The organism is Microbacterium sp. AC035, from assembly GCF_979258485.1.
This window is the reverse complement of record NZ_OZ409858.1, coordinates 1300080-1316377: the sequence shown is the minus strand read 5'-3', so window position 1 is coordinate 1316377 and position 16298 is coordinate 1300080. Positions and strand designations below refer to the sequence as shown.

Annotated in this window: 14 protein-coding genes; 10 read left to right on the top strand and 4 right to left on the bottom strand. The window is 67.4% G+C overall.

Features of this window, described 5'->3' with window-relative positions:
- Positions 1–24 precede the first annotated feature (24 nt).
- On the top strand, positions 25–2019 hold the full coding sequence (locus ACZ0AA_RS06405; RefSeq protein ID WP_463512437.1) for a MinD/ParA family ATP-binding protein: 1995 nt from the start codon (positions 25–27) through the stop codon (positions 2017–2019).
- On the top strand, positions 2019–2510 hold the full coding sequence (gene def, locus ACZ0AA_RS06400; RefSeq protein ID WP_400859676.1) for a peptide deformylase: 492 nt from the start codon (positions 2019–2021) through the stop codon (positions 2508–2510). Before ACZ0AA_RS06405 ends, def begins: the two co-directional genes overlap by 1 nt.
- Positions 2511–2571: 61 nt before the next feature.
- Here the strand turns inward: def and ACZ0AA_RS06395 are convergent, their stop codons facing one another.
- On the bottom strand, positions 2572–4404 hold the full coding sequence (locus ACZ0AA_RS06395; protein ID WP_463512436.1) for an AMP-dependent synthetase/ligase: 1833 nt from the start codon (positions 4402–4404) through the stop codon (positions 2572–2574).
- A gap of 151 nt (positions 4405–4555) precedes the next feature.
- Here ACZ0AA_RS06395 and ACZ0AA_RS06390 point away from each other — a divergent pair, with 151 nt between their 5' ends.
- Together ACZ0AA_RS06390 and ACZ0AA_RS06385 are read left to right on the top strand one after the other, a co-directional pair.
- Positions 4556–5254 carry a lysophospholipid acyltransferase family protein gene (locus tag ACZ0AA_RS06390; RefSeq protein ID WP_400859680.1) on the top strand — a complete coding sequence of 233 codons (699 nt, stop codon included), beginning with the start codon at positions 4556–4558 and terminating at the stop codon, positions 5252–5254.
- A gap of 38 nt (positions 5255–5292) precedes the next feature.
- A complete protein-coding gene (locus ACZ0AA_RS06385) occupies positions 5293–6633 on the top strand; it encodes a class II 3-deoxy-7-phosphoheptulonate synthase (RefSeq protein ID WP_463512435.1) in 1341 nt (446 codons plus the stop codon).
- A gap of 117 nt (positions 6634–6750) precedes the next feature.
- Here the strand turns inward: ACZ0AA_RS06385 and pknB are convergent, their stop codons facing one another.
- Both pknB and ACZ0AA_RS06375 read right to left on the bottom strand, forming a co-directional pair.
- Entirely contained in the window at positions 6751–8697 is a 1947-nt protein-coding gene (gene pknB / locus ACZ0AA_RS06380) for a Stk1 family PASTA domain-containing Ser/Thr kinase (protein ID WP_400859681.1), read from the bottom strand.
- 79 nt (positions 8698–8776) lie between these two features.
- Positions 8777–9967, bottom strand: coding sequence for a LysM peptidoglycan-binding domain-containing protein (locus tag ACZ0AA_RS06375; protein WP_400859683.1), 1191 nt, complete (start codon positions 9965–9967; stop codon positions 8777–8779).
- Positions 9968–10171: 204 nt separating this feature from the next.
- Between ACZ0AA_RS06375 and ACZ0AA_RS06370 the strand changes: the two genes are divergently transcribed.
- Positions 10172–10516, top strand: coding sequence for an Rv2175c family DNA-binding protein (locus tag ACZ0AA_RS06370; protein WP_400859684.1), 345 nt, complete (start codon positions 10172–10174; stop codon positions 10514–10516).
- Positions 10517–10550: 34 nt separating this feature from the next.
- Here ACZ0AA_RS06370 and ACZ0AA_RS06365 read toward each other — a convergent pair whose 3' ends face one another.
- A complete protein-coding gene (locus ACZ0AA_RS06365) occupies positions 10551–11651 on the bottom strand; it encodes a polyprenyl synthetase family protein (RefSeq protein WP_463512434.1) in 1101 nt (366 codons plus the stop codon).
- An 86-nt stretch (positions 11652–11737) separates the two neighbouring features.
- Here ACZ0AA_RS06365 and ACZ0AA_RS06360 point away from each other — a divergent pair, with 86 nt between their 5' ends.
- The 5 genes from ACZ0AA_RS06360 (at position 11738) to ACZ0AA_RS06340 (ending at position 16279) form a co-directional block, all read left to right on the top strand.
- Positions 11738–12109 carry a DUF3040 domain-containing protein gene (locus ACZ0AA_RS06360; protein ID WP_042538457.1) on the top strand — a complete coding sequence of 124 codons (372 nt, stop codon included), beginning with the start codon at positions 11738–11740 and terminating at the stop codon, positions 12107–12109.
- Positions 12110–12398: 289 nt separating this feature from the next.
- On the top strand, positions 12399–12830 hold the full coding sequence (gene mraZ / locus ACZ0AA_RS06355) for a division/cell wall cluster transcriptional repressor MraZ (protein WP_311259213.1): 432 nt from the start codon (positions 12399–12401) through the stop codon (positions 12828–12830).
- Positions 12831–12947: 117 nt separating this feature from the next.
- Positions 12948–13886, top strand: coding sequence for a 16S rRNA (cytosine(1402)-N(4))-methyltransferase RsmH (gene rsmH, locus ACZ0AA_RS06350; protein ID WP_400859688.1), 939 nt, complete (start codon positions 12948–12950; stop codon positions 13884–13886).
- Positions 13883–14458, top strand: a complete 576-nt coding sequence (gene ftsL / locus ACZ0AA_RS06345; protein ID WP_400859690.1) for a cell division protein FtsL — start codon at positions 13883–13885, stop codon at positions 14456–14458. Before rsmH ends, ftsL begins: the two co-directional genes overlap by 4 nt.
- 39 nt (positions 14459–14497) lie before the next feature.
- Positions 14498–16279: a peptidoglycan D,D-transpeptidase FtsI family protein gene (locus ACZ0AA_RS06340; RefSeq protein ID WP_400859692.1), complete on the top strand. Its 1782-nt coding sequence runs from the start codon at positions 14498–14500 to the stop codon at positions 16277–16279.
- Positions 16280–16298 lie beyond the last annotated feature (19 nt).

The following is a 16298-nucleotide window of genomic DNA, read 5'->3' as shown; positions in this document are numbered from 1 at the left end:
CCCGCACAAGCTTGGAGCGACACAGTGACCCCGAAGAACGTGGCAGACAACCCGGACGACGAGTCCAGAGGGGTGCTCGACGACGCTACGTCGTTGGACACCTCGGCCATCGGCATACTCGGCAATACGGCGCAAGTGAGCGTCGTCCTCCCGAAGGACGATGACGACGACCTGGAGGACGATGGCGTCGTCGAGGGCGAAGTCGTCGCCGACCTGATCATCGATGAGCCGGTCGCCGCAGCGAAGGCCGCTGCAGAGATCTCACCCGCACCGCTCGGTGCGGCTCCTATGATCATCGAGCTGCCACCGGAGCCTGCGGCGGTGGACGATCCGACCGACACGATCGAACTCGAGTCCGAGGCGTCTGCAGAGCAGGAACCCGAGCCCGAGGTCGAACCCGAGCCCGAGGTCGAACCCGAGCCTGACGTCGAACCCGAGCCCGAGGTCGAACCCGAGCCCGAGGTGCAGCCGGAACTGGTGCCGGAGCAAGAGCCTGAGACCGATCCTGAGCCCCCTGCGGTGCCTGAGTCGGAGCTGGATTCCGAGCCCGCGACAGAGCTGGAAGGATCGCCGGAGCCGGAGCCGGAGCCGGAGCCGGAGCCGGAGCCGGAGCCGGAGCCGGAGCCGGAGCCCGAGCCGGAGCCCGAGCCCGAGCCCGAGCCCGAGCCCGAGCCCGAGACGGAACCCGAACCGGAGCCCGAGCCCGAGGCGGAACCGGAGCCGGAGCCCGTAGCGGCGCCCGCTCCCGCGTCTGCGCGCACCCGCGAACGCGCTCCGAAGACTGCACCGCTGACAGCGGTCGGCACCGCAGCTTCGACTAAGCCGGATGCTGCTCCCGTTGGCGCCGTCGCAGCGGAGGCCGCCGCGGCCGCGGCGTTCATCGCGAGGGCGAAAGCCGATGTCGACGCTGTTCCCAGCTCGCGCAGATCGTCGGCGGCATCATCACTCGCCAAGAAGGAGAGCTCCGCCATGAATGCTGACAAGCCCCAGCGGGCTACGACCCCGACGTCCAGATCCGGCCGCGGCGATGTGCAACTCTCCGCGAAGCGTCTGGACGATCTGGGCGACTCCTCTCGTGAGAGCGCCGACCTGCTCACTGCGGACCGCCTGCTCGATCCGCACCGCATGACGAAGCCCGAGCCCGAGGGCGCCTGGAGCCACTTCCTCTATGCGATCTCGGGACGTCGGATCAACATCGGAGACGGACGACGCGCGCGCGAGCGCAAGGCACTGAGCGCCAGGATCGCCGCGCCGATCGTCGGAGGGGCGCGCTTCGTGCCCGTGCTGTCGCGCAAGGGCGGAGTCGGCAAGACGACGATCACCGCTCTGCTCGGCATGGCCCTCGCCGACGCCCGTGACGATCGCGTGATCGCGGTCGATGCCAACCCCGATCGCGGCACCCTCGCCGAACGCGTGGTGCGCCCGAACCACAACAAGTCCGTCCGGGATCTCGTGCGGATCCATGACGAGGTCAGGGGATATCACGACATCTCCGCGATCGTCGCGCGAGACGCCACCCGCCTCGATGTGCTCGCCTCGGATTCCGATCCGCGGATCGCAGAGGCGTTCAGCGACAGCGACTACCGGGACGTGGCCGGTGTCGCCGCGCACTACTACTCGCTCGTCCTCACGGACACCGGCACGGGCATCGTGCATTCCGTGATGTCGGCCACACTCGATCTCGCCGATCAGATCGTGATCGTCTCCGGGCTGAGTGTCGACGAGGCGCGCCTGGCGTCCGAGACGCTGACCTGGCTCGAGAGCAACGGATACGCGGAGCAGGCGCGCGAGGCCGTCGTCGTGCTCAACCAGTCGACCCCCGGCGCCCCCCTCGTGCGTCTGAACGAGCTCGAGGCGCACTTCCGCACGAGGGCGAAGCACGTGGTGCGGATGCCGTACGACGCGCAGATCGCCGGGGGCGGGACCATCGTGTTCGCCAACCTGCAGCCTGAGACTCGAGTGGCGGCGCGCGAGCTCGCCGCGCTGCTCGTCGAGGGCCTGCGAGCGAAGGTCGCCTGATGGCAGTGCGTGAGATCCGAGTCTTCGGAGACCCCGTCCTTCGCACCGTCTGCGCCCCGATCGATGCCGTCGACGAGGGCATTCGCGCGCTCGTCGCCGATCTGCTCGACACCGTCGAGCTGCCGGGGCGTGCCGGCGTCGCCGCCCCGCAGATCGGTGTCGCGCTCCGCGCTTTCAGCTACAACATCGACGGGGACATCGGCTATGTGCTCAACCCCGTCCTGACCGAGGTCCGTGGTGAGCCCGTGCCGACGGGGGAGGGCTGCCTGTCCGTTCCCGGGCTATGGCACGACGCACTGCGCCACCCCTGGGCGAGAGTCGAGGGCATCGACCTCGACGGCGATCCGGTGGTGCTGGAAGGAAGCGGCCTGATGGCGCAGGCGCTTCAGCATGAGACCGATCATCTCGACGGCAAGCTCTACCTCACGAGACTCGATGCCGAGACGCGCAAGCGTGCGATGCGCGAGGTCCGAGAGAGCGCCTGGTTCTGAATTCCGGGTGGATATGAGAAAGGCCCCGCCGAGGCGGGGCCTTTCTCATGTCTCGCGGGCCTCAGCCGCCGATGGCGACGTTGGTCGTGGTGACGGGCTCGTCGTAGATGGCGGCGATCTCGTCGGCGAAGTCGCTCATGATCACGTTGCGCTTGATCGACATCTTCGGGGTGAGATGACCGGACGCCTCGGTCCACTCGCTGTCGAGCACCGTGAACTTGCGGATGGACTCTGCGCGGGACACCCGGGCGTTCGCGGCATCCACAGCCTTCTGGATCTCGGCTCGGACCGCGTCGTTCTTCGAGGCCTCGGCGAGCGACATCTCCTTCGGGAGCCCGGCGTTGGCGAGCCAGGTCGGCAGCATCTCGGGGTCGAGGGTGATGAGGGCCGAGATGAACGGGCGCTGGTCTCCGACGACCACGACCTGTCCGATGATCGGATTCGCGCGGATCGGGTCCTCGAGGGCGGCGGGTGCGACGTTCTTGCCGCCCGCCGTCACGAGGATCTCCTTCTTGCGACCGGTGATGGTGAGGAAGCCCTCGGAGTCGAAACTACCGATGTCGCCGGTGCGGAACCAGCCGCCCTCGCTGAACGCGTCGGCGGTGGCTGTCGGGTTGTTCCAGTACTCCTTGAACACGTTGATGCCTCGGACCTCGATCTCGCCGTCGTCAGCGAGCCGTACGCCCACTCCGGGGAGCGCCGGGCCGACGGTGCCGATCTTCGACTTGTCGGCGAGATTCACCGTCGCGGGAGCGGTCGTCTCGGTCAGGCCGTAGCCCTCGAGGATCACGACGCCGAGGCTGTGGAAGAAGTGGCCGAGTCGCGCACCGAGGGGAGCCGAGCCAGACACGGCGTAGACGACGTTGCCGCCCATCGCCTCGCGCAGTTTGCTGTAGACGAGCTTGTTGAACAGCGCGAACTTGAGGCGGGTGCCGAACGGGATGCTCTTCCCCTCTTCGAGCAGCTTCGAATGCTGGATCGCCACGTCTGCGGCGGCGCGGAAGATCTTGCCCTTGCCGCCGGCTTCGGCCTTCTGCTCCGCCGAGTTGTAGACCTTCTCGAACACCCTCGGCACCGCCAGGAGGAACGTCGGCTTGAACGAGCCGAGCGCCGGCAGCAGCTGTCGCGTGTCGGGCTGGTGCCCGGTGCGGACACCCGCGTGGATGTTCAGGATCGAGATGAATCGAGCGAAGACATGCGCTGTGGTGATGAACAGGAGCGTCGACGCGCCGGGGGTCTGCACGACGGCGTCCAGCGCCTTGGCCGAATTGCGGCAGAGCTCGACGAAGTTGCTGTGCGTGAGAACGCAGCCCTTCGGGCGACCGGTCGAGCCTGAGGTGTAGATGAGCGTGGCGATGTCGGAGCCGACAGCGATGCTGCGCAGGCGCTCGATCTCGGAGTCAGGCACCGATGCACCCTGTGCGGTCAGCGAGTCGATCGCGCCGAGGTGCAACTGCCAGACTTCGCGGAGCAGCGGGAGGTCGCCGCGCACCTCATCGAGGCGTGCGAAGTGCTCGGGCGACTCGAGCACGAGTGCGATGGCGCCGGAGTCCTCGAGGATCCACTGGATCTGAGAGGGCGAGCTGGTCTCATAGATCGGCACCATCACGGCGCCCGCATAGAACAGGGCGAAGTCGACCAGCGTCCAGTCATAGGTGGTGCGGGCGAGGAAGCCCACCTTCTCACCCGGCTGGATGCCGGCGGCGACGAAGCCCTTGGCCAGTGCGATCACGGCAGTCTCGAAGTCGGCTGCGGTGATATCACGCCAGCCCTCACCTTCGGGCACGGAGAACAGGGGGCGATCCGGCGTCGCCTTGACGCGCTTCGCCAGGAGGTCTGCGACGTTCCCCTCTGGATCGGCGGGGACGACGGCGGGGACTTCAAACTGGACCACGGCAGCTCCTTCGGTACCGGTCGGGCACTGGGTTGCACACGAGTCTAGAGCATGGGACTCGGTCGCATGTCAGGTGGAACTCAGTCGCCAATCACGCGTCGTCGACACATGGCGCTGGCGGATGCCGACCACGGCGCTAGACTTCACCTCGATGTTCTACTGGCTGATGAAGTACGTGGCGATCGGCCCTGTGGTCAAAGCGATATTCCGACCATGGGTGGTCGGGCGCGCGAACATTCCGGCCAACGGCGCCGCGATCCTCGCCAGCAACCACCTGTCGTTCGCCGACTCGATCTTCCTTCCGCTGATGATCGACCGCCCCATGTCGTTCCTTGCGAAGAGCGACTACTTCACCGGGCGCGGGATCAAGGGCTGGGCCACCAAGTTCTTCATGAAGGCCACAGGGCAGATCCCGATCGACCGTTCCGGCGGCAAGGCCTCGGAAGCCTCTCTGAACACCGGCCTGCAGGTGCTCGGCAGAGGAGACCTGCTCGGCATCTACCCTGAGGGCACGCGAAGCCCTGACGGGAGGCTCTATCGGGGCCGCACCGGGATCGCGCGGATGGCCATGGAGGCGAAGGTCCCCGTGGTTCCGGTGATCATGGTGGACACCGACACTGCGATGCCGATCGGGCAGCGGCTGCCGCGCGTGGTGAGGGTCGGGATAGTCATCGGCGAGCCCCTCGACTTCTCCCGGTATGCGGGCATGGAGAACGACCGTTACATTCTGCGGTCCGTCACGGACGAGATCATGGTCGCCCTTCAGAGACTGGGCGAGCAGCAGTACGACGACGTGTACGCGTCGAGCGTGAAGGACAGGCTTCCCGCCCGCGTCACACAGCGCTCCTGAGGCATCCCGACTTCGCCGCGAGCACTAGGCTGGACACCATGCTCCAGCACCACATCGACGCGCTTGATGCGTGGCGTTCGCTCCCGATCAAGCAGCAGCCCCAGTGGCTCGACGCCGAGCGTGTCTCCGAGGTCTCCGCGCAGATCTCGACGCTTCCGCCCCTGGTGTTCGCAGGTGAGGTCGACAACCTCCGCGATCGTCTCGCGCGCGCAGCGTCCGGCAAGGCGTTCCTCCTTCAGGGCGGCGACTGCGCAGAGACGTTCGCGGGCGCCACCGCCGATCAGATCCGCAACCGCATCAAGACCGTCCTGCAGATGGCGGTCGTGCTGACATATGGCGCTTCGATGCCCATCGTGAAGATGGGTCGCATGGCGGGCCAGTTCGCCAAGCCGCGGTCGAGCGACACCGAGACGCGCGGCGACGTGACGCTTCCCGCATACCGTGGCGACATCGTGAACGGCTACGACTTCACCGAGGTGTCTCGGCGAGCCGATCCGGGTCGTCTGCTTCAGGGCTACCACACCGCCGCATCGACGCTGAACCTGATCCGCGCGTTCACCCAGGGTGGGTTCGCCGACCTGCGCGAGGTGCACTCGTGGAACAAGGGCTTCGCGCAGAACCCGGCCAACCAGCGCTACGAGCGGATGGCTGCCGAGATCGATCGCGCCATCAAGTTCATGGAGGCGGCCGGCGCCGACTTCGACGAGCTCACCCGCGTCGAGTTCTTCACGGGCCACGAGGGCCTGCTGATGGACTACGAGCGTCCGATGACCCGCATCGACTCCCGCACGGACACGCCGTTCAACACCTCGGCGCACTTCTTGTGGATCGGTGAGCGCACCCGCGAGCTCGACGGGGCGCACGTCGACTACTTCTCGAAGATCCGCAACCCCATCGGTGTCAAGCTCGGTCCGACCACGACCCCCGAGACCGCGCTCGCCCTGATCGACAAGCTCGATCCGAACCGTGAGCCGGGACGTCTGACGTTCATCACGCGCATGGGTGCGGGCAAGATCCGTGACGCGCTGCCGCCGCTGCTCGAAGCCGTCCGCGATTCGGGCGCGCAGCCGCTGTGGGTCACTGACCCGATGCACGGCAACGGAATCACGACCCCCACCGGATACAAGACGCGTCGTTTCGACGACGTCGTCGACGAGGTCCGCGGATTCTTCGAGGCGCACCGCTCCGTGGGCACGTTCCCGGGCGGAATCCACGTCGAGCTCACCGGCGATGACGTCACCGAATGCCTCGGCGGTTCGGAGCACATCGACGAGGCCGCCCTGGCGACTCGCTACGAGAGCCTGTGCGACCCTCGCCTCAACCACATGCAGTCGCTCGAGCTGGCCTTCCTCGTCGCGGAAGAACTCGAGAAGCGCTGACCGCGAGCCTCACGAGAAGACAGCCCCCTCCGCGCGGAGGGGGCTGTCTTTCTGTCAGCAGCAGGATGCGGGACGCGGCTGGTCGCATGGACCAGGGGATCCTCGACGGGCTTCGCCCTAGAACGCGCTGCTCTTGATCTGCAGAGTGATCTCCGTGCCCTTCGCACGCTGGGAGCCTGCTCCCGGATCTGACCCGGTGACCTCGGTGAAGTCATTGGGGAACGCGTTCCAGATGCCGTTCCAGGTCGGTTCGAAACCCGCATCGCGGATCGTCTGGGCAGCTTCGTCCCGACTCATCCCCTCGACATCCGGCACCGGGAACAGCTCGGGTCCCTTGGAGACGATCAGCTGGACGGTGTCGCCGGGGCGTCGATTCCCCTCCTCGGCACGGTCGGTGACACCGATGACGAGGTCCTTCGCGACAGAACCGCTGAAGACGAACTGCGAGTCCGGGTTGACCTCGACACCCTTGTCGCGGAGAGTGCTCGTCGCCTGATCCACGCTCATTCCCGCGACGTCGGGGAAGGTGCCGGCCGAGACATAGAGTTCGACGGTGTCGTCCTCGAGCAGCTCGCAGCCCTCGGCGCACGCGTACACCTCGCCGCCATCACGAGGTGTCACGAAGGCGTTGATCACCCGCCCCGCCTCGGCATCGGAGAAGAGCAGCAGGGGAGTGTCTGTGACGTTGACCTTGATGTCCGCGAGGTAGTCGCGGGCCTCCTGCTCGGTCTTGCCGTTCAGGGTCTCCGCCGTGTGCGACGCGGGGCCGGAGGAGACGAAGACCGTGATCTCGGTGCCCTTGTCGAGCCGCTCGCCCTCCTCGGGATCCGTCCGGATCGTCTCACCGCTGGCGATATCGATGGAGCTCTCCTCGCCGCGCACAGGCATGAAGCCCTCGGCGGTCAACGCCGCCGCGGCATCGTCGTACGACAGGCCGGCGACTCCGGGCACGGCGACGAGGGACCCTGGGCCGGATCCGAACCACCACCCGACACCGCCGGCCACCGTCGCGAGGAGCAGCACCAGCGTCAGCAGGAACGCTCCCCGTGCGCGGCGTCGCGACGACCGGCGCCGCAGCAGCGTGGCGTTGTCGACGGCGGCCTGCACCGGGGCGGTGGGATCGGCGATGACCATCGTGCTCGGCATGACCTTGGTGAGATCTGCGGAGTCGGCTTGGGAGCGCTGGGAGGCTGTCGCGGCGGCGACGGCGGGGGCGATGCCCAGACCGCGCTCGATCTCGCGCAGGCGCTCGAGCATCTGACCGGCGTCGTCAGGGCGCTCGTCGGGCGACTTCTCCGTCGCCCAGAGCACGAGCTCGTCGAGCTGCTCCGGCACGCCGGGGTTCCGCACACTCGGACGCGGCACCGACTCGGTGGCGTGCTGGAAGGCGATCTGCATGGGCTGCTCGCCCTTATAGGGCTGTTCGCCGACGAGCATCTCGTAGAGCATGATGCCGAGCGCGTAGATGTCGCTCCTGGCGTCGGCCGTTCCGCGGGTGACGAGCTCGGGTGCGAGGTAGGCGATGGTGCCGAGCAGCTGCTGGCCGGTGGCCGTGTTCGCGGTCGTCGCGCGGGCGAGACCGAAGTCGCCGATCTTGATGCGGCCGTCTTCGGCCAGCAGGACGTTCTCCGGCTTCACATCGCGATGGACGATTCCCGCACGGTGCGCTGCCGAGAGCCCGGCGAGGACGGCATCCATGATGGTGATGGTCTGCGGGATCGTGAGCCGCTTCTGCTCGCGCAGGAGCTCGCGCAGCGTGATGCCCGGCAGATACTCCATCACCAGATAGGCGAGTTCGCCGTCTTGGCCCTGGTCGAAGACATTGACGACGTGCGGGTCGGCCAGCCGTGCCGCTGCGCGTGCCTCCTGGATGAATCTGCTCTGGAAGGCGGAGTCGTCGCTCAGATGGGCGTGCATGACCTTCAGGGCGATGCGTCGCTCGAGCCGCAGATCGGTCGCGACGTAGACGGTCGCCATGCCTCCGCGCGCGATCCGGGCGCGCACCCGGTACCGACCGTCGACAAGCCGCCCGATGAGGGGGTCGGCCTGCTGATTGGTCGTCACGTCAAGATTCTATGGAGAACTGCCTGAAAGCCCGGGGAGCGGCTCGCCCCTTGCGCCTGCGGGTTTGCCCGGAAGCCGGTCAACCGTGGACGCTGAGCCACTGAAATGCCTGAGTCTCCCACTGGCCGTATCGCTCGGGATAGGCCGAGATCTGCACCGCCTGTGCCGCATCCGCGAATCGCAGACTCTCCCATCCGGAGATGTCGAGAAGCCCCCGCGACGCGTTTCCGTTCGGGTCGGCAGCGCCGCCGTAGAAGACCCTCGTGCTGCGGTCGGCGTCGACCGCCTGCTCGGGAGATCCCCAGCCCATGCTGGGGCGCTGCTGGAAGAGACCTAGTGAATCGCGGTCGCCCCACGAGAGATTGCGCAGGCTGGATTCCACCATCGCCGTGGCGAGTGCGATCGCGATGGCGCGGTCGGGCACACCGAGATCGCGACCGATACGGATGATGGTCGAGGCGTTGCCCGCCTGCTCGGCGTCGAGGGTGGCGAACAGCTGGGCCGGTGGCGCGGTGACGACCACGGCGGGTGCCGGTGCGGCGACCGGCGCTGCGGCGACGGTCAGGGTCTGACCAGGGTAGATGATCGCTCCCGACGCCAGGCCGTTCATGGCGTAGAGCTGAGCGACGGTCGTGCCGTACTTCTTCGCGATCGCGAACAGGGTGTCGCCTGCCGCCACGGCGTGCGTCTGGCCGCCAGCTGCCACGGGAGCGGGCGCGGTGACGGCCACCGCCACGGGCGAGGGAGCGGAACCCGAAGCGCCGGAGAGCAGCAGCTGCTGACCGGGGTAGATGACGGATGCCCGAGTGAGGCCGTTCGCCGCGAGCACGGCGTCGACGCTGGTGCCGTGCCGCTGCGCGATGCTGAACACGGTGTCGCCCGCGGCGACGGTGTGCGTGGCGGTCGAGTCCGTCGCGGCCTGCGCCGGCGGCGCCGTCGGAGCGGCGCCCGCTGTCAGCGACAGGGTCTGACCCGGGTAGATGACGGAACGCCAACTCAGTCCGTTCCATGCGAGCACGTCGACCGTCCGCAGCCCGAACCTGTTGGCGATGGATGTGATCGTGTCGCCAGGCTGCACGACGTAGGCGGCGGGGGGAGCTTCGGCCGACGCGATGCGCGTGGGGGCCGACTGGAGTCGCTCGACCGGCCCCGAGACCGCGTCCGCAGAGGCGGGGGTGACGGCGATCGCCCCCGAAAGCGTGCCCAGCACGGCGGCGGGCACCCCGAGCTGGATGAAGCGCGTTCGTCGCGCGACAGTGTGCGTGGTCAAGGTGGTCTCCCTTGTTCGACGTCCGCCCACGCTGACACGTATGTAAACGGAAGTCAACAGAAGTGACTGGTGTTGCTGATGAGACGAATGAAAACTCGGTCACGCTCCGGCCGACATGCGGTCGGCACTCAGAGGTGAGATAGTTGCACTGTGTCTGTGTCGTCTGAAAGCAATCCCTCCGAAACTCCGCAGTCGGAGAACGCCGTGAGCATCCCCGGCGTCACCGCCACCGAGTGGCTGACCATGCCCGATCTCGTGGACGTCCTCGATGAGACGCTGGGCCGCGTGCGTCGACTGATCGACGAGCACTACCTCGTCGGCTCGCGTCGTTCCGGCGTGTTCGCGGTTCCGTCGGTGTTCATCGTCGACGACCACCCGCTGTCCTCGCTGCGCGGCACCATCATCGTCCTCCAGGACGCGGGCTTCACTGATGACGAGGTCATCGACTGGCTCCTTGCCCCCGACGAGGAACTGGGTCGCTCGCCGATCGACGCGCTGCTCGCCGGACACAAGAGCGCTGTCCGCCGGGTCGCCCGAACCCTCGCCTGAGCCACGCGGTCACGACTGCTCGGTCCTACCGATCTCAGGCTGACCGCACCGTCGCCGCGCGTGCGAGATCACGCAGGTCTCCGACGGCCGCGTTGTCGAGTCGCGCCCCGGAGAGCGCTCGATCGGCTTCTCGTGCGTACTCGTCGATCATTCGCTCCACGCGCTCGAGAGCGCCGGACGCCGTGATCGTCGCCTGCAGGAACGCGACCTGCTCGCTCGTGAGCTCAGGGTCGCCGAGCATCTCATCGAACAGGTTCCGAGCTGACGTGTCGAGCGTCTGCCTCGTGAGGGCCACGAGCACCGTGCGCTTGCCCTCGCGCAGGTCGTCGCCCGCCGGCTTGCCCGTGACCGTGGCATCGCCGTAGACGCCGAGCAGGTCATCGCGGAGCTGGAACGCCATCCCGACCGGATGGCCGAATCGGCGCAATGCCAGCAGCTGGTCGTCGTCGCCATCGGCGATCGCGGCGCCGAGCACCAGCGGCTGCTCGATGCTGTATCGCGCGGACTTGAGCGAGACCACACGAAGGGCACGCTCGACGTGCGAGTCGGTGGCGTGGACGCTCCATGCGGATTCCTCGGCGATGTCGAGGAACTGACCCACGGTGACGTCTCTGCGCATGCGTCCGTATTCGCGGCGGACCGCCGAGGCATGGGGGAGCGGTTCGATCGCGTCCTCGAGGAGGTCGTCGCTCCAGGCCACCAGCAGATCGCCGAGGAGGATCGCCGATGAGCGGCCGAACGCCGCCGGGTCCCCGCGCCAACCGGCTCCGACATGGGCGCTCTCCAGTGCGCGGTGCGCGGCCGGCCGCCCGCGTCGCGTGTCGGAGTTGTCGATCAGGTCGTCGTGCACGAGCGCCGCGGACTGGAAGATCTCCAGCGCCGCGCAGACGTCCCAGAGGGTGGTGGACTCCGTGGCGTCGCGATCGCGGACGCGAGCGACGGCCTGCCAGCCCGCGTGGCAGAAACGGGCACGCAGTCGCTTGCCGCCCACGAGCGTGTCGGCGGCCGAATCGATCAGGCCCTCGGCGTCAGGGCCGTAGTCGGCCGACTCGCCTCTCATCCGGTCGAGGAACAGCCGCAGGCGTGCGGCGACAGCGTCGGAGACGAATGAGGGGGACGGCACGACTCCCAGCATACGTAAAGCCAACGGAGGCCCTTGCTGCTAGCCCACAGCGGCATACCGCGCGTAGAATGGACGAACGAATACCCGAGGGGGACGAAATGCCACTCTCCGAACAGGAGCAGCGTCTGCTCGACGAGATGGAACGCCATCTCCTCCACAACGACGCCGATGTCGTCAGTGCGCCGTCAGGCGATCGAGCTCTCAGCTACCGCAACCTGGTCTACGGAGCCCTTCTGCTCCTCGCCGGAGTGGGCGGCCTCATCGTCGGAGTCGTGCTCGGAGATGTCTGGGGCGTCGTGGTCGGCGTCATCGGATTCGCCGCCATGCTCGGTGGTGTCATGATCGCCGTGACCCCCGTCCGCAAGCCGCTCTCCGCGGTCCCTCGTGAACGAGCGCCCAAGCAGCGGAGTTCGGCCTCCTTCATGGATCGCATGAACGATCGATGGGATCGCCGCCAAGACGGCAACTGACCACCACTTCCTCGAAGGCCCGGATGCTCTGAGCATCCGGGCCTTCGTCGTGTCCGGACACTGAATCGCAGTGCGACTGCGCCCTGATGGCGGCTCGCTGATCCCGCGTTGATCCTCCACTCGCGCTCCACCGCCCTCCACTCCGAAAAGCCGCGTAATCATGCGGTTCATCCGCATGCCGTGGCGCCTGCCCGCCGCCTGAGCGCGGATTGATCGTAGGTTTGTGGAGGAAAGTGGAGTAAAGTGGGGCGCACCTCGAGTTGGCCGGACGGAGAGGGGGTGATGGCTGATGTTGCTGGGAACGCATTCTCCGAAGTTGGACGACAAGGGACGGGTCATCCTTCCCGCGAAGTTCCGCGAAGACCTCGGTGGCGGCATCGTCGTCACCCGAGGGCAGGAACGCTGCCTCTACGTCTTCAGCACGGCCGAGTTCGAGGCGATGCACGAGCGGATCCGTCAGGCGCCGCTCGCCAACAAGCAGGCGCGTGACTTCATGCGACTGTTCCTCTCCGGTGCGAGTGCGGAGATGCCAGACAGCCAGAACCGCATAACCATCCCCGTGCACCTTCGTCAGTACGCGGGCCTGCAGAAGGAACTCATCGTCACCGGAGTCGGCGCCCACGCCGAGATCTGGGATGCCGAGAGCTGGAACAGCTACCTCGCAGCCGGCGAGGAGACCTACTCCGATCTCGAGCAGGAGGTGATTCCGGGACTCTTCTGACCACGGCTGTGATGCCCCGCCGCTCCCGCCCCGACACACTTCCCCGGTGCCGGGTCGTGAAGCGGAGGGGGATCAGGGCCCTGGTCACCGACATACAGAGGTCACCCGAGAAAGATCATGAACCTCCGCGACATCCACACCCCCGTTCTGCTCGACCGCTGCGTCGAGCTCCTCGCTCCCGCCCTTCAGGCCGACGGAGCGGTGCTCGTCGATGCCACCCTCGGCATGGGCGGTCACTCCGAGGCACTGCTCGAACGTTTCCCCCACATCCGCCTGGTCGGACTCGATCGCGACACCGACGCCCTGCGCATCGCGGGGGAGCGGCTGGCCCGCTTCGCCGACCGGATCACGCTCGTGCACACCGTCTACGACGAGATCGGGCTGCACGCCCAGGGCGCGGCCGGCATCCTCTTCGACCTCGGCGTCTCCTCGCTGCAGCTCGACGAGGCGGATCGCGGCTTCGCATACTCCAAGGACGCCCCGCTCGACATGCGGATGGATCAGACGAAGGGCGTCACGGCCGCCGAGGTCATCGCGACCTACAACGAGGGCAACCTGCGTCGCATCTTCGAGCGCTACGGCGAGGAGAAGCTCGCCGGCCGCTATGCGCGGTTCATCATCGCCGCGCGTGAGAAGAAGCCGATCACGCGATCCGGTGAACTCGTCGAGATACTGCAAGCGGCCACGCCTGCGGCGGCTCAGCGTGCCGGACACCCGGCCAAGCGCGTCTTCCAGGCTCTGCGCATCGAGGTGAACGCCGAGCTCAACGTCCTGGCGGACGCCATCCCGTCGGCCATGGACGCCCTCGCCGTCGGCGGGCGCATCGTGGTCATGTCCTACCAGTCCCTCGAGGATCGACTCGTGAAGCAGGCCTTCGCCGCAGGTGCAGCTTCCACCGCACCGAGGGGCCTGCCCGTCGAGCTGCCGGAGCACGCGCCGCGATTCCGCATCATCACCAAGGGAGCGGAGCTCGCCGACGACGACGAGCGTGCGCGCAACCCCCGCGCCATTCCGGTCAGACTGCGTGCCGCAGAGAAAGTGCGGGAGACCTCATGAGCCTGAACGTCGCAGCTCCGAAACCCCGCGCACTGCCCGACGCGCCCGCGCGTGCTCCGCGCCGGCGTCTCGAGCCCGTCACGGGCACCCCCGTCCGCCGCAAGCCGAAGCTCGCCTACGCGATCGCGGCATTGGCCGGGGCGATGATCATCGGAGCCGTGCAGATCGGACTCTCGCTGGCGATCACGCAGGACTCCTTCGTACTGGCAGGTCTGTCTGCGCAGCAGCACGAGCTCGACCTGCACGCCAACGCCCTGCAGGAGGACCTCACCGGGATGAGCTCGCCTCAGTCGCTCGCCACCAGCGCCGCATCCCTCGGCATGGTCGTGGCAGGGGCTCCGTCCTATCTTCGACTGAGCGACGGCGCCGTCTTCGGTCAGGGCACCGGCGCGACAGGATCGTCGACGATCGATCCGAACGGCGCCGGCGCCGTGAGCAACTCCCTGCTGAACGATGTGCCCGTCAACGCCTCGACGGCAGACGACGCCGTGCCTGAAGGAACGGCGGGTCAATCCGCGCAGGAGCTGCCGCCTGCGATCACCGACGGGCTTCCGAGCCCCAGCACCCGCTAGTCGAATCCGCCCACCACCGAGACCTGACGGAGAGAGTCCATGACGACACGAGCAACCCGGACGCCCCGGCGACGCACGGTCGTCGCGCTCGCGGTCATCCTGGCGATCCTGGCGGCGTTCGTCGTTCGTCTCGTCGACATCCAGGTGGTCAAGGCAGACGAGCACGTCGCCCAGTCGCTCGAGTTCATCGCGCATCGCACCTCCATTCCGGGCGAGCGCGGATCGGTCGTGGACAGCGAGGGATCGGTGCTCGCCGAGAGCGTCATGGTCTACGACGCGCAGCTCAGCCCCCAGGTCATCCGCCTGCTGGAGGAGGACGAGAAGAACCCTCCGAAGCTCCCGTGGGCCGAGGCGTCGACCCGCATCGCCGAGATCATGGGCCTGGATGCAGACGAGCTGCGGGCGGAGGTCGCGGCCAAGCTCGCCGAGAACCCCGACTCGCAGTACCTCCCGCTGGTCAAGGGCCTCAGCACCGAGAAGTACATCGAACTCCGTGAACTCAAGGTGTCGTCCTACCTCGAGATGAAGCCGCGCGAGGTCAGGGTCTACCCGAACGGGGCCGTCGCAGGAAACCTGCTCGGTTACCTCGACGGAACGGGCACCGCGCAGACCGGCATCGAGAAGATGGACGAGAAGTGCCTCGCTCCCACCGACGGCGAGGAGTCCTACCGCACCGGCAAGAACAGCGTCGTCATCCCCGGCAGCGAGAGCAGAGTGGATGCGGTCGACGGCGGCACCGTGCAGCTGACCGTCAACAGCGATCTGCAGTGGTACATGCAGCAGATGATCGCCGAGGAGGCGCAGGCCCAGGGTGCCAAGGGCGGCACCGTCACGGTCGTCGAGGTCGGCACCGGCAAGATCCGCGCCGCGGCGGAATGGCCGACGATGGACCCCAACGATCTCGACGCATCGTCGCCCGAGACCTGGACCAGCAAGCTCTTCACCTATCCGTTCGAGCCGGGGTCGACGTTCAAGGCGGTGACCGCCGCGGCAATCATGGAGAACGCCGGCGTGACCATGACGAGTCCGACCGTGTCAGCGTCCTCGCATGAGAAGTTCGACAACGGCGCCGTCATCAACGACGCGTTCGTCCACCCGACCTTCCAGTACACCCTCGCCGGCGCACTCATCGACTCCTCGAACGTCGCGCTGTCGAAGTTCGGCACCATGGTGAGTCCTGACATCCGGCACGACTACCTCGAGCGCTTCGGAGTGGGCGACACGACTATCGGCTTCCCCAACGAGACGTCCGGGGAGATCCACCCCACGAGCGAATGGGACAACCAGTCCCTGTACACCACCACGTTCGGCCAGTACTTCACGGTCACTGCTCCCCAGCTCGCCGGGGCCTACCAGGCCATCGCGAACGGGGGCGAGAAGATCGGCCTCTCGCTGGTCGAGTCCTGCACGGCACCTGACGGCACCGTCGTCACGCCCGAGGCGCCGGAGTCGGAGCAGATCGTCAAGCCCGAGACCGCGGCCGACCTCACGCGGATGCTCGAGAACGTCGCGGTCCAGGGCGGCAACGCCGACCGCATCCAGGTTCCCGGCTACCGGGTGACGAGCAAGACCGGTACCGCGCAGATCCCGGATGGCAACGGCGGATACAAGTCGGGCGTCTACTACACGAGCATGGTGGGCTTCGCTCCCGTCGACGATCCTCAGTACGTCGTGGTGGTGACTCTCGACGAGCCGACTAGAGTTACATCGTCTGCTGCTACCGCCTCGGCCTTCCAGAAGGCGATGACCCAGACCATGAAGACCTACCGCGTGATGCCGTCCTCCAGCCCGATGGACGCACTGCTTCCCAAGTTCGAATAGACGGCGCCCCGCCGCGCCT